Raw genomic sequence first — 13,788 nt, forward strand, 5'->3', positions numbered from 1 at the left:
TTGAACTAGCGCCAGGGCTTCCGCCTTGAACTAGCGCCAGGGCTTCCGCCTTGTACTCGTCGGAATAACGTTGGCGAGATTTGGAGTTTGATGTTTTCTGTTTGGTCATAGTTCACCTCTGTAGCGTAGTGTACTCGCTTAACAGGGTGTCTATCATTGGTGGGTAGGATCATTCCTCTCGTGCTTTGGATTTAGCGCTAGGTCTTGGGATGCAAATTGATGTTAACGAAGAGTTTTCGAAAAGCCGTGCGCTTAATCTGAATGAGCTTGTTGGAGGAAATTTGGTTGGCGCTGCACCTATCTATAACATGGTTAAGCGTTTTAGGTCTCAAGAAGGGTATGGTATCAAGCAAGCAATGTGGGAAGGAATGGCTGGTTATGGGAACGGCAAGGAAGTCTATGGCACTGGTGTTGCCGCCGCCGCCTTGGGGACCGCTATGATGTCTGGCTCTTTGAGTACAGTTTGCGAGACGATTGTCAGTTCTGCTCCAATTGCTATTGCTATTGGTATGAATATCCCCGCTTTAAGTAGATATCCAACTTTCAAGGCTGCCTTTAATAACTTAGATCGTAAACTTTGGTAGAAAAGTACCGAATGGGCAATGGAAAATGAATCTACTCGCTCTAAAACTAAGACATTTACACGAGCCGTGTATTCCTGCTGGACCTGACTTTTCCGAGGCTCAGCGGCTGGAGGTTTCCTTATCAGGCAGTATGCTGAGTATGTTGGCTCCGAAACACCAGCCTGCTAAATCGGTAGATAAGGAAATCATGTTATCATCGAATCTTAACTTGCATGATGAGTCTATTTACAAGACTGACTTGCATGGCGGATGCGATTATTTCCTGGCCATGAAGAGGTTTAGTCGGTTCCGTGGTCCTATTTTTACTGGTTATGTTGCGCAGTTAGGCATCACTCTGCTCCTGGAAAAGATATGGCCTTCTCGGCCTAATTTTTCTTTGTTTCATGCTGGTGACTTAGAGGGCGCCGTAATGTCTCTGTTAACCCAGGAATATGGGAGCGAGTCATCTAATGGGCGAAGCAGTTACGATGCTCCAGTTAATTGGAGCATTAAAGGCGACTTTCCCGTACCGTGCGCTACCTATGAGGTATTAACTGCGCCTAATCGAAGCGGTTTACGGAAGAAGTCTATGGTGTTTCCAGTGGAACATGGAGTCTTAGCGACAATTTCTTTTCACTTCCAACAGTTTGCAATTGGAACCCTTGCTGACCAAGATAAGTTGATTAATCCGCAGCCGTTATATGAATTGGCGCAGAACATAATTGATAGTGTTCAATTGCAACTCTCTCCAAACTTACTGAACGAGTATCAAGAAATTAGTTCGCAGCACCCGGATGTGGCGTTAAGCGAAGAGCTCAAGCCGCTAAAATGGACGTCTCCAGAGCAGGATAAAGAGTGGGATGAGTACTCTGCTGAACTCTCAGAACAGCGTATCGCTTCGGAGTTCTCGAAGCGACGTAGTTAAATCGCTGAGTAACTATGTTCTTTGTTAGCAAAAACGCCCTGTAAACTTACAGGGCGTTTTTATTTAACGGTCTACAAAAATAGAGGGAGGCAAGAAGTGAGCATTTGGGCAATCAAGCTCAGGAAAAAAAGACCATGCGCTCCGATAGGGCCCGACTTCGCTGGTGCAAAGCTTGTCAGTACTTCATTGTCTGGCTCTAAATTAGGGGTGAGGTTGAATCGTCATATGCCGACGGATGGCGCAGAGCACGCAATTTTTCTGGCTGAAAGCTACAACGTCTTCCATGACGAGTTATATACGGATGTTGGAAGAAAAGACGCTAAGCTGCTTAACATATTAACACGTAGCTGGAAGTTTCGAGGGCCTGCTTTTGTTGGGTATGTTGCGCATGTTAGCTTGGTTGTTACAGTCGAAAAGCGAAATCGCTCAGCTGGCGAAATATCGCTTTTTGAGCCTGCGGAGTTTGAGCGTTTTCTGCTAAGCAGGTTGACCAAGCTATATGGTAGTAAAATCTACGATGGAAGAAGTGAGTATGAAGCGCCATATCAATGGAAAGTTCATCGATCACTTTCTGTGCCTGCGGTTAGCTATGAAATTCGACCTGTAATGGGTGGGCATGATCGCTCAATGTGTTTTGCCTTCCCTCTTGATCATCAAATCTGCGTGCTTTTCTATTTCCAGCTGGTTCAATATGAGCCGGGAAATCTCAATGATAAAGACGAAATGGTTTCCCCTGATCCGCTCTATGCGTTGGTTCGGGAGGTCATTAACAGTGTGACTCTTGAACTTTCTCCTTCAGCTTTAGACGAATACAAGAAGATAAAAGCAAGCTATCCTGAATCGACGCTAAGTGAGCGTCTTCAGCCGTTAAAATGGACAACGCCGGAGCAAGACGCTCAATGGAAAGACAAGCTTAGAAAAGAGGCTGAGTATCGCAGACAAATGGAGGTCTCGGAGAGCGAGCTTGCTCTTGAGGAGAAGCTGAAAGACGCGTCAGCGGAGGAACTAACCAAATATATCGAGCAAGCGATAGAAGCGGAGAAGAAGCAAAGCGGCGATCGGGGTAAAGGCTAGTCCGTGATTACATAGAGATAGCTTGCTCTGCATTCGGGTAATTTATCTTTTTGCTTCCCATTGGCATCCATTCTTATTAAAAAGCCCCGCTTATGCGGGGTTTCTCATATCCCGAATTTGTAAACTTTGCACTCATACAGTCGGGTGATTACTTGCCCGCTTATCCGGGTGGCTATTGACCCGCTTTTTTCTTTTTCTGATATATGGGTCTCGTGTCTATCAGAGGCGTAAGCTGTGTTTCTGTGGCTTGTCCTGGCGTTGCAGGAGAGATGATCTCTCTTTGTCTGGCGCGCAACTTGCTGGAAAGGGAAGAGTTGTTGCAAAGGAGTATTGCTTATGGAAATGGAGCATGAGGACGATGTCTTGATAGTGGGCCGGAAAATTCTGGAGTACCTGCAAAGTCACCCCTCTGCGGCGGACTCGTTGCAAGGTGTGGTGCGCTGGTGGCTGGCGGGGGAGGAGGCATGCTCTTGGGACAGTGTGCAACGGGCGCTTGAGGGATTGCTGCGTCAGGGCGTTATTGGGCGGCGCATTCTGAGTGACGGCGGCGTAATCTACTATTCCCTTGAAAAGTCTTGAGATGAACGCATGTAAGAAAGTAAGACGAGCCTTAGCTCATGGTGTAGTTAAAATAGGAGTAGCCAATGAAACCCGATGAATTCATGAAGAAGTACGGTTTTGTAGAAGAGGACGAAAAAGAGCACAGTTTGCAGGAAAACGCCAAAGAACGGGCCAGGCATATACATCGACCTAATGCCGGAACACCCTTTGATTGGGAGGACTGGGAGCGTTATCGCAAAGAGCATGGCGTAGAGGAGGGCGAGGCTGACTAGTTGATTGCACTGCCAGCCCTCCAGTATCAACTGTGGCCAGGTTTAACTTGGGCATGAGGTGGGTCCCCGACGTGTAGCTTGTACTTTATGTCCTGAGCCATATCATCCTCATCTCTAACAGGCGATGCAGGTAAATTAATTCAATTAGCCCGAGGCAGTTCCAAAAAGAAGCGGCAACCTCCCTTCGGCAGGTTCTGGAAGCCGATGCGTCCCTGATGTTGTTCTATGATGGCTTTGCAGATATAGAGGCCGAGTCCTGAGCCGCCGGTGCTGCGGTTGGCGGCGGTGTCGCCTTGAGCGAAGCGGGTAAACAGGCGCTTGGCGAGTTCCGGTGTGATGCCGGGCCCTTGGTCGATGACGTCGATGTATAACCGCTCTGGGGTATCTTTGAGCGCGACTTTGATCTCCCCACCATGAGGGGAGAATTTCAGGGCGTTGGAAAGAAGATTCTGCAACACTTGTAATAAGCGATCATGGTCTCCGTTTATCAAGTCCGTATCCTGGCGTTGATAACGCAGCGTCACATTCTGGAGTGAAGCGGCTGGTGAGATAGTGTCCACGGCCTCCTGGATAAGTTCAGCCGGGTTTAAAGGCGCTATGTCCAGGGTGAGCCGGCCCGATTCGATACGTTCAATGTCCAGCACCTCATTTACCAGCTTAACCAGTCGAATCGTGTTGTTGCATGCCATCTGCAGCATATGGGCTTTTTGCTCCGGGTTGTGATCAAAGCGGCCGCTCTGCAACAGTCCTAATGATCCCTGGATTGCGGTTAAAGGCGTGCGTAATTCGTGGCTGACCACGGCGACCCATTCCCGGCGTATATGGTCGAGCCGGTCTTTTTCCATCTCGGCGCGACGCCGCGCTTCCTCATAGATGTATGCGATGATGGCGACAAAGCTCATCGATGCGACGCTGGCGGATAACCGACCTGCCAGCGAATCTTCCCAGCCTTTGCCCTGAATCAGCCCGGTGTTGTGGGCTCCAAGTATTGCGAGCAGGCCGATGGCTGCAAGCAGTACAATCCCCGGCGCACGATATTTATCGCCGACAAAGCTCGCGATCAGGGGAAGCGCGGGCAACCAGGTCAGTACGCGGGAGGTGAGGCCGCCATCGCTCCAGGCGGTGGCGAGTATGATGAAGAGCGTGGACAGCAAGAGCAGGTCCGCCGCCAAGCCGGGTCGTCCTGTCAGCCAGAGTGCAATCAAGCCGGATAACAACGACGGCGTGGCGAAGGCGACGACCAGCGTGGAGGCGGTCCAGCCGTCAGTGGCGTAGCGCACCAGCGCCATCGTGGCGGCGCTGATGAAGCCATAGAACAGCAGGCCGACGAGCACCCTCTGGCGGCTTAGTTGCGCCTCGGATAGAGACGCGCCGCCAGGAATAAGTCGGTCGAGCAGACTGACGTGCAGCTCTTTGAGTTTTCTCATCGGGCGTCGCGTTTATGGCTGGACTTTCCGGTGTTCCATCCATCGCCGGCGTATGATCGCTGCAGAGTGGGGCGGGTTGAAACCAGAGAAAGGCCAGCCCTTGGAGGCGCTGAAGTCAGTCTATTGTTTAGCTATCAGTTTAGACGAGAAATCAAGGCGGTTTAGACTAAAAATCAACGTTATAGAGCGGAGTAAAAGTTGGCGTCGTCGCCGGGAGTGGAGTTGCGAGCGGTCTCAAACGCTTTGGACATGGAGTCGGCGATGGCGGCTGCGCGGGTTTTCATCAATTCCGCTTTCGGCCCTGCGTGATGGCGATCTATTTCCTGCTGCCACAGGGTGAGCCAACGTTCGAAATGTTCTGGACGCAAAGGGGATTTTGCGTCCAGCGCCGCATGGGCTTCGTAGACTCTGCCTTGGAAACCTGCGCGCACTCCAAACAACAGGGAGTTCCAGAAGGCGACAATGCGCGGCAGGTGTGCAGGAAGGTCGATGGCCGCAACCTCTGTGAAGAAGAAACCTACTTGCTCATCATTTAACAACAGGGCGTAAAAGCGCTCGATGATATCCTGAATATCATCGACGCTGGCGATGTCCTGAGCAGGTTGAACGGTCACAGATAGACTCCCATGGGTTGCGCAGGCTTATGCGTTTGCAATCGCTTTACGCGCAGCGCCGGGAGCTCCCCAGGCGAATGCGGCGTTCAGCAGTGCGCACATAAGCATGACGGCGACGATAGGAACCAGTGTGCCGTCGGAAAGCGCGGATGACAAGGCGCTGATGGCGCCGGAAATAGTGAACTGCAGAGCGCCCATCAACGCAGACGCCGTGCCGCTGTTGCTTTTAAAAAACTGGATGAAGCAGGCGGAGCCGTTTGGCATGGCGGCGCCAAGCGATCCCACGGAAAGCATGAGCGCGGGAGCGAACAGATACAGTGATGGATACAAGAAAACGATGGCTATCAGCAGGATCACCCCGAAAGTCTGCAACCATACAGCCAGTCGCAACAGTTGAGCGGACTCCACCCAGGTCAGCAGCGCGCGGTTGGCCATGCTCATCAGGGCCATGACCGCGATATTGCCGGCGAAGAGCAGGGAAAATGCGAATTCGGATAAGCCGAACCATTCCTGATAAATAAAGGACGCGTGAGTCAGAAACGTCAGCATGACGCTGAAGCCCAGGGACTGAATGAAGATGAAGCGCAAGGCGGCGGTATTTTTCAGAATCTCCAGATAATCCGCGAGTACGTTGCGTTTAGGCGGCGGAGAGTGCGGCGGCGCATCGGCGAATAAAGAAAACCATAAGGTGACGATCACCACGCCGGTATACAGCGCCAGAAACAGGAATATCCAGCGCCAGTCAGCAAAAGCGAGAATAGTGCTGCCCAGCGTCGGAGCGATGGCTGGCGCCGCGATCATGATCAATCCGATCAGAGAAAACAGTTTAGCGGTTTCCTGCCCTTCCGTGCGGTCGCGAATGATAGCGGGCACGCTCACCGCGCACCAGCCGCCGCCAAAGGCCTGGGTAAAGCGCCAGATAAGCAGGGAGGCCAAGCTCTCGCTTTGCGACAGCATAAGGCAGGAGAACAGGAAGAGGCCCAGGCCGGTCAGCATGATCCGGCTGCGGCCTAGACGGTCCGATAACGGGCCGCCGATTAACTGTCCGATGGCCAGTCCCAGAATATACACGCTGATGCTGAGAGAAACGTCGTGAATATCTGCGCCGATTGCTGTGGCGATATCGGGAAAGGCAGGTAGATAGGTATCAATGGCGAAAGGGCCAAGGGCGACCGCCATCGCCAGAATAAAAGCGATACGTGAGTGGCTGCTGGAAGATGTCATGAGAGTCGGCTGCGCTGCGGAGCTTTGTACGAAAAAACAACAAAGCTTGGTTATAACGAAGAAAGCAGGCTAGGATGCCTAATCCTGACCGCCCGGACAAGTGGTAAATTTCGAATTCCTTATGTAATTAATTCGAATTGAAAAATTAACGAATCTACTCACCGCCATTCCGCATATTCCCTTCGGCTGATTTCATTAGTTTGGAATTGCAGTTAGATTGAACTTACCTGAAAACACAATAAAAATTGATTTTATGTTGCACGATAGATCATTTTTACTGAAAGCGAAAGACGCTCTTACTGAAGCGGATCTGCTCAATACGGAAAGCCCGTTTTACGCCAGCGTATTACTGCGTGAGGCGGGGCGCACCATGCTCATGCCGGACCGCATTGGCGCCGCCTGCTGGATTGGAAAAAGCTATTCATTGCGGGATATCCCATCTTCGCAATCGAGATATTACGCCAGATGGTTCAAGGACTTGCTGGATAGATTGCGTCAGGAACGGGTGTTTCTGGTGTATAACGATGAAGCGCCGCCACAGATGCCGATCTTCCAGCGCAGCGCCAGCGGAGAAGGCTTGCAGGCGGCGCCGGATTGCGCTGAACTGGCGGCTCGTTTGCTCAGCGAATTGCATACTGGTACGGCTCAGAATGTGTCAAGTGAACCTGTCTCTCACGCCAACCCAACACGGCGAAAAAAGCAGGCGGCCTTGATGTTTGAGTAATGTTTGCACACGCGAGCAAAAAATGGTCTTATTGCGCGCCTTTTTGTTGTCGTGGTGTTTTACATGAAAAAGTTGTTCGCGCTGGTGGTGGTCGCCGGTCTTATTTATCAGTTCAAGCCGGAGTGGATTCCATTCACTCAGCCCGAAGGCGCCTTTTACGTTGATGGGTCTCCCAGAACGTTGCTGTTTACTTTTAGCGATTGCGGGCAACCCTGCGCCAAGGTCAAAGACGAATTAAAACGCAGAGGCGCCGCCTATGAAGAAGTGGTGGTGGACGCTAGTGCGGAAAATCGCCAGCTGTGGGACGGTTTCTCACCCTATAACTCATTCCCATTATTGATTGCCGGCAATGAGCGGGTGTATGGCGACATGGGCATTGAGGTGGCGACTGCGCTGGCGTTGAATTATGGCGAGGACTCGCTTACATCAGAAGAACGTGAGCTGACATCCTCGCATTTCAATGCGGACGGCTCCCCAAGAGTTGTGATGTATGGCGCGGACTGGTGTCCTCATTGTAAAAAGCTGCGCGGCGAATTTCGGGATGACGGTATGGCGTTTTCCGAGATTGACGTGGAAAAAGCGTATAACAGAGACCAACTCATCCGCACGCTGGGCATCAACGGTTATCCCGTGACTTACGTGGGATATCGTCGTGTGGTGGGGAATGACATCAAAGCTATTAAGAAAGCGCTCGCCAGTTATTAGTCCTCGTAAAATATCCAAGCAGTCCAAAGGCCGCCATTGCGGCCTTTTTCACTTCAGGTTCTCCTGCAGAATATTACAGAACAGCGCGCCCTGTTCGATGGCGTCGTCCAGCGCCACATGGGTATGGGGCAGGGGATCAAACCAATGTTGGGGCATCTTACGTTTGGCGGTCTCCCTGAAGGGTGTTTTCAGCACCGCCATCGCGTAGCTTTTGATGTCCAGCGCAGAGTGAGAAAACGGACTCTCGCCAGTGAATTTCATCAGATACCAGTAGACGAACATAAAGTCGTAGGAAGCGGGATAACCGACGAAAACCGGCTTGCCGGGCAATTGCTTGAGCCACTGCAGATACTGCTGCATTGCCTGTTGCGGCGGCTGCAGGTCCTGGCGACAGGCATCCCAGGCGGCCTGATTTTGCTCCCACCAGGCCTGCGTATCCGGGTGGGCGGAGGCTTCAGGGAGAGTTTCCAGGTTGGCGGAGAAGGTCCCGACCAATTCCTTTTCCGCCGTATAAGCCGCTGAAGCGAAGCTCAGCATGGAATGCGGTCCGGGAATCGGTCCGTCCGCCTCCACATCGGTACTGACATAAATTTCTGGTTTCGCCATAAGTCACCTGTGCTAATTAAGTAAGAAATGTGTCGAAAGACTTAATCATTGGCCGCTAAATAGGGCTCAATGCCAGTGAATACCGGGCGGTAGAACACCGCCTCCGCCTGCGACAATTCCGCCAAGGGGTACTTCTTGCCTTTCCGAAAGCGGGGGTTGTTAGAGTCCGTCACTTTGCCATGGCTCAGTAGCGCCTTGATCAATACCTCTATATATAGGCTGCGTATGGGAATTTCATCGTGGATGAAAACCTCCATGATTGCTTCCAGCAGATAGCGCTGCGCTGCACGCAGTCCTTGATACTTTAATATGTCGTGTATGGATGGGACGCCGTCAGTGAGGATGTCACCGCGAGAGATCTGGGCTCCCTCAAGAGCAGGGGAATAAAGGTGGCTTGATTCCAGTGTGTGTCGTTTTCCATGCATGTCAGTAATGTTTGGGCGACATAGACCCTGACCATAGGGTGAGTTAGGGAGAATCTTTTCGAAAGAAAGGCGTCCGCTTACAGGCGATATTATTTGTTTTTGGGAGCGAAAATATTCGGGGGGACGTCCAGTCAAGAAATACTGCAATTTATCAGGACCGTGATGAAGGTATCTGTCTAGGCTCTGTTTATCCCTTATTCCTATTATATCTCCTTTGTATATGGTCGCTTTGTCAGTTATAGAGACAGAGTCGTTAGGCAAGAGTGGAATCTTGGAGAGTGGTTCACCGGATTCGGAGTGAATAATTATCGCAGGAGACTGGGAGCGGTCCTCTTTTTGACGCTTGCCTATAATATTGAAAGATTTCAGCTCGGTAAGTTCGTCACAGACTACTTCGAATGTTGCTCCTTCAATGAACTGATGAAATACTGCCACGCCATCTTCGAGAGCGATAATTGGCTGGCTGTAAGGATGCGCTTTGAAAAGCGCGTCTCCTGGGGCGACGCGCTCCCCGTCATTTACTAGCAGTATATCGCCATATCCCACACTAACGCTGGACCACAGATTTCCTGCGTCATCCAGGATATTCATTGCGCCTTTATATGAGCAGGCCACAGGCTTGTTTTCCGCTTTATTGATAATCGTGTCAAGCTCTACAAATTGGACTCGCCCAGCGGTCTCCGCCCGAGTGGTAATATATGGTTCGTTGCGGTTTGTACGATACGTTCCACCAAATAAATAGATAACAGCAAACTTGATTGTTTTGGATAAATGCGCGAATGCAAGGTTTGTCAGCCCGGCGATATTTGTGTTGAGCGGCGACCAGCTTTGATGCGTTGGAGACTCTCCACAACAGACTTGGCAGACGCCTGCTTCTGATTGGCAAGTTAGCGGGGAGCGCACAACAATGCCGGGAACCTGATGGGCGAATATCTGGTCAAGATGACGTGATCTGATGACTTTATTGGCGCCCAGGATAACCTGACCAGTTGTTGGCGATATGACAGGTTGAGACGTTACTCTCCCTATAAAAGCCGCATTATTTGCAATCTCTAAATCAAACAGAGGGATGGGGAAGCCATCTTTGGCGTTGCAGTCTTCGATATGCGTGACTAGTGATGGGTTGATTTGAGTCAGGTTGTGAAACTGCTTTGCAGTATCGTGTTCTTTTCGCATATCCGCTGTCATTATCAGGCGATAGTTCCCTGCTTCAAGTAAAGTCTCAATTTGACTGAGTCCACTTGCTTTATTGCGTAGAAAGTTTATTTCGAGGTATGCGGATTGGTGAGTCATGACGCAACCGCCTATCACAGGGAGGTGGTTTGAGGTGCGTTCCTTTCCGAATGCGCCTACTTCACTGTGCCACTGCGTTGGTGAAGTGAGGCTGAATCGTTTTAAATGAAGCGTATCCGCTTGCTTGGTTATCACGGAGAGCGTTCTGAACAGCATATCGACATGCTTGTTATAGCGCTCGCCTTGGGTGAATAGTCCTGCTTCATACTGGTCGTAGTTCTTCCGCAACTCAGAGTCGCTCTCCTTCCGAAGTTGCGGTAGATCCGGCAGTGTCTCCAGTTCTTTGAATGATGGAGAGATTGTGAGATGGGGGCGGTATGTATGCGCCAATGTGGTCAATATCTCCGCAAGCATGGGAAGGTCAAAGCTCGACTCCAGGGCCACACGGGTGAACAGCGTGTCGAGAAACAGTTTGTTGAAACAGCGGTTCAGTTCCTCTAATGAGAACCAGCGTGAGAGACTCCGGTTCGCCAAGATACGACCCACCGTTGAGAGCGTGCGGTTGCGACCGATTCTCACTTGTTGCTGTAGTGACGCCAGACCTCGATCATATCGATGCACCGCTTCGTCAGGGTGTAATAGGTCCAGGGTTGGTTTGGCGTCATCTCTGCAGGTCAGCTCGTATAAGGTGATGATATCCGCATTGTTCAGCCTGTTATGTCCAGAGAACTTGAATTCCGTGTCAGGATCATATTCAAACTGTTGAACTGCACTGACTGTATGCGCGCCGGTTTGCAGATAGACCCTGACTCTGGCGCCGTATTCGATATGTTTTTCGGGATAATCATGCGCCGATAACTGAATGGTCGGATCACCGGTGAGACAGGGGATAAGGCTCAAGTTTTGCGGAGGCGAACCCGGAAAATGTATCGCTACCCGATTCTGCGACATGAGCGTCGTTAGGGTCTCAGGCAGGGTCGATGAGGAGAGGGTGCGGATATCGCCCTGTGCAAGGCGGGGCGTCAGAAGCGGCGCGAAGACTTTGACAGCGACAGACAGGGGCAGCCCCACATGTCCCTGGCGCATAAGCGGCGAATGAACGCTGACTGCGCCTGTTTCGTTTGGATAATTCAATCCTTCGACTATCAGGGCCCGTAAGTCCGGCGCTAAATCTTTTATTGCATGCATATCAAATACCCGCTGTTGACAGATGGCCAATGAGCCGTATAATGGCGCTTATATACCTTCCATAAGTTACATATCTTCTTGTTTTCCCTAACAAAAAACCGTCAACGTTAATACTCTTTCATCTTTCTTGCAAACACTTTCCTATATGATGGCGTCTCCGTCGATGGAGTGGCGTTTATCCTTTGCTGATGCGGGTTGGCGACAGCAATTTCAGGCTTGCGTTCTATACTAGTGGCAGGACTGAAACCAAGTTTGCGAACTTTTGCAATCTGCGTTGAGGACAAAGGGATGAACGGACAAGAAAGAGTGTTGTTGGACGCCAGGCCGGGGCAGGCGGTTTATAACCGCATTACCTTGCCCTTTTACGATTCTATGGTGCTTGGCTTTTCCAATCATTTCGCTTGGCGTTGTCCATCGGCGAATCTGCTCGAACTGTATAACCGGAACCTGTCGGCGTCTCATCTGGAGATGGGCGTGGGCACCGGCTACTTTCTCGACCATTGTACTCCTGCCGTTCGGCTCGAAAAGCTGACGTTATTGGACCTGAATCCAACGTGCCTGCGTTATACCGCCGGTCGCCTCTGGCGCTATCAGCCAAGGTCGTTGAGGCACAATGCGTTAGAGCCATTCCCTTTAGACTCACATCAGTTCGGCTCTGTGGGATTGAATTACTTACTGCACTGCATGCCCGGCTCGCCGGAGCAGAAGGGCGTTGTATTTGATCACGTGAAAGCCGTGTTGGCGGAGGTAGGCGTCTGCTTCGGTTCGACGATCATTAATAACGGTGGGGAATCCCGGTTGGGCGGACTGTTGAAGATGCTCTACAACCGCAAAGGAATTTTCAGCAACCTGAAGGATACCGCCGACGCCTGGATCGAGCAGTTGGAGGCTAGGTTCAGGCGGGTGCAAACGCAAGAGATCGGCGCTGTTCTGTTGTTTTCCGCTAGAGACTGATCTTGTTGCGGTCACTATTTGACTGACGACAAAGAGCTAAGCAAACATGGCAATTACTTCAAAAAGAACCGGAGTCATCGCGACTGTGGCCATTATCTGGCTGATCGCGACGTCCTATTTTGTATACCTCAGCCTCACCTCTGAAGCGGACTCCGACCGCAGACGAGATATGAGAGAGTTTCAGCATGGCGTGGATTTCGTGCGTCGGGCTGACGGTAAATATGTATTGGTCTGGTCCAGCTCAGGATCGCCTTTGGACCCCAAGGAGGCGGATGGCGATGAGTGGATTCATGACGTTTATTACTCCTTCATTGACCCGAAAGATCCCCAGCTTGATCCGGTCACGCTGATCTCCGCGCCCCTGGCGCAGGAGCCCGCCAGTTCCGCCATCAATGACGATGGCCATATCATGGTCACCATGGAGGATGCCTGGAATGTGGAGAATGTTCTGGCGCAGACTTTCGGACTGTATGACAGCGACATGAGTCCGATCAAAGCCTATCAGCAGGTCGTCTATGATGGCGGGCACTCCGGCCATGTGACGGCGGCCGGCAAGCGTTTCATCGTGTTCTATTCTGAAGAGTGGGTGGATGGCGGTGGCGTCGATGACCTTGGCTCCGGCGACGACGTGCTGATGGCGGTCTACGACACCCATGGCGAATTGCTGCATGAACGTGATGTCGCTGTCGGCGACCGCACCCGGGACTGGTGGCCGCTGGCGGCGGGCTCCGATCGCAGGGCGCTGCTGGTGTGGCAGCGCTTTGTGGACGATAAGCCCTACGCCCGTCTGATGTATCGCATGTATGACCCAGTGGGCGATAAATGGGTGAAAGGGGAGACCGAGCTGGTCAAAACCCAGGAATACTATACCTACGATGTGCAATACATCGGCGCGATTGATCGTTTTCTGGTGACAGGCGCCTACAGCAACGGCGGTGGATTCGCCTATTTGATCGCCCCCGACGGCTCCATCACCGCCAGAAACACCAATCTGCCGCCTCTGGTGAGGGAAGCCCAGCCGGCCATTCGAACCGTTAACGGCAAACTGCTGGCGGTGTATCCCGCAGCGCCAGACAGGCTGATGGTGCTGTTCCTCACCAAGACGTCGATCTCTCTTGAGAAGCGGATACCGGTGGACTATCGCTGGTCCTACATCGGAACCGATGGCATTTTCCTTGATGACGGCACCGTGTATTTCGTGTCCCTGTCCGCTAACGGTCCCAAACAGCTGAAAGTCAGCGTCAACCTCGATTAAACCTCTCTCCCGGGCCGACGGACTGAGCGCCGTCGGCC

At 51.7% G+C, this 13,788-nt stretch carries 14 protein-coding genes; 9 read left to right on the plus strand and 5 right to left on the minus strand.

The window, feature by feature from the left end:
• Nucleotides 1-209: 209 nt before the first annotated feature.
• The 5 genes from KP814_RS25365 to KP814_RS25385 all read left to right on the plus strand — a co-directional run bounded on the left by KP814_RS25365 (nt 210) and on the right by KP814_RS25385 (nt 3,395).
• Nucleotides 210-584 carry a hypothetical protein gene (locus KP814_RS25365; RefSeq protein WP_216739402.1) on the plus strand — a complete coding sequence of 125 codons (375 nt, stop codon included), beginning with the start codon at nt 210-212 and terminating at the stop codon, nt 582-584.
• 25 nt (nt 585-609) lie between these two features.
• The gene (locus tag KP814_RS25370) at nt 610-1,488 is read left to right on the plus strand and encodes a hypothetical protein (protein WP_216739403.1); all 879 of its coding nucleotides are present in this window, start codon (nt 610-612) and stop codon (nt 1,486-1,488) included.
• 96 nt (nt 1,489-1,584) lie between these two features.
• On the plus strand, nt 1,585-2,562 hold the full coding sequence (locus KP814_RS25375; protein WP_216739404.1) for a hypothetical protein: 978 nt from the start codon (nt 1,585-1,587) through the stop codon (nt 2,560-2,562).
• 336 nt (nt 2,563-2,898) lie between these two features.
• Nucleotides 2,899-3,141: a hypothetical protein gene (locus KP814_RS25380; protein WP_216739405.1), complete on the plus strand. Its 243-nt coding sequence runs from the start codon at nt 2,899-2,901 to the stop codon at nt 3,139-3,141.
• Nucleotides 3,142-3,206: 65 nt separating this feature from the next.
• Nucleotides 3,207-3,395 carry a hypothetical protein gene (locus KP814_RS25385; RefSeq protein WP_216739406.1) on the plus strand — a complete coding sequence of 63 codons (189 nt, stop codon included), beginning with the start codon at nt 3,207-3,209 and terminating at the stop codon, nt 3,393-3,395.
• Between the two features lie 140 nt (nt 3,396-3,535).
• On the opposite strand, the gene KP814_RS25390 is transcribed toward KP814_RS25385, so the two are convergent.
• The 3 genes from KP814_RS25390 to KP814_RS25400 form a co-directional block, all read right to left on the minus strand.
• Nucleotides 3,536-4,822: a cell wall metabolism sensor histidine kinase WalK gene (locus tag KP814_RS25390; RefSeq protein WP_216739407.1), complete on the minus strand. Its 1,287-nt coding sequence runs from the start codon at nt 4,820-4,822 to the stop codon at nt 3,536-3,538.
• A gap of 179 nt (nt 4,823-5,001) precedes the next feature.
• Entirely contained in the window at nt 5,002-5,436 is a 435-nt protein-coding gene (locus KP814_RS25395) for a group III truncated hemoglobin (protein WP_216739408.1), read from the minus strand.
• A gap of 27 nt (nt 5,437-5,463) precedes the next feature.
• Nucleotides 5,464-6,660, minus strand: coding sequence for a multidrug effflux MFS transporter (locus KP814_RS25400; protein WP_216739409.1), 1,197 nt, complete (start codon nt 6,658-6,660; stop codon nt 5,464-5,466).
• 253 nt (nt 6,661-6,913) lie between these two features.
• On the opposite strand from KP814_RS25400, the gene KP814_RS25405 reads away from it, so the two are divergent.
• Both KP814_RS25405 and KP814_RS25410 read left to right on the plus strand, forming a co-directional pair.
• Nucleotides 6,914-7,384 (plus strand): hypothetical protein, encoded by a 471-nt coding sequence (locus KP814_RS25405; RefSeq protein ID WP_216739410.1) that lies wholly within the window; start codon nt 6,914-6,916, stop codon nt 7,382-7,384.
• Between the two features lie 63 nt (nt 7,385-7,447).
• Nucleotides 7,448-8,089, plus strand: coding sequence for a glutaredoxin domain-containing protein (locus KP814_RS25410; protein ID WP_216739411.1), 642 nt, complete (start codon nt 7,448-7,450; stop codon nt 8,087-8,089).
• Between the two features lie 48 nt (nt 8,090-8,137).
• Here the strand turns inward: KP814_RS25410 and KP814_RS25415 are convergent, their stop codons facing one another.
• Nucleotides 8,138-8,695: an exonuclease gene (locus tag KP814_RS25415; RefSeq protein ID WP_216739412.1), complete on the minus strand. Its 558-nt coding sequence runs from the start codon at nt 8,693-8,695 to the stop codon at nt 8,138-8,140.
• A gap of 41 nt (nt 8,696-8,736) precedes the next feature.
• A complete protein-coding gene (locus KP814_RS25420) occupies nt 8,737-11,541 on the minus strand; it encodes a hypothetical protein (protein WP_216739413.1) in 2,805 nt (934 codons plus the stop codon).
• A 288-nt stretch (nt 11,542-11,829) separates the two neighbouring features.
• On the opposite strand from KP814_RS25420, the gene KP814_RS25425 reads away from it, so the two are divergent.
• Together KP814_RS25425 and KP814_RS25430 are read left to right on the plus strand one after the other, a co-directional pair.
• Nucleotides 11,830-12,495 carry a class I SAM-dependent methyltransferase gene (locus tag KP814_RS25425; RefSeq protein ID WP_216739414.1) on the plus strand — a complete coding sequence of 222 codons (666 nt, stop codon included), beginning with the start codon at nt 11,830-11,832 and terminating at the stop codon, nt 12,493-12,495.
• Between the two features lie 46 nt (nt 12,496-12,541).
• Nucleotides 12,542-13,750: a hypothetical protein gene (locus KP814_RS25430; protein WP_216739415.1), complete on the plus strand. Its 1,209-nt coding sequence runs from the start codon at nt 12,542-12,544 to the stop codon at nt 13,748-13,750.
• The last annotated feature ends 38 nt before the right edge of the window (nt 13,751-13,788 follow it).

This window comes from Hahella sp. HN01 (assembly GCF_018986435.1).
GTDB lineage: Bacteria > Pseudomonadota > Gammaproteobacteria > Pseudomonadales > Oleiphilaceae > Hahella.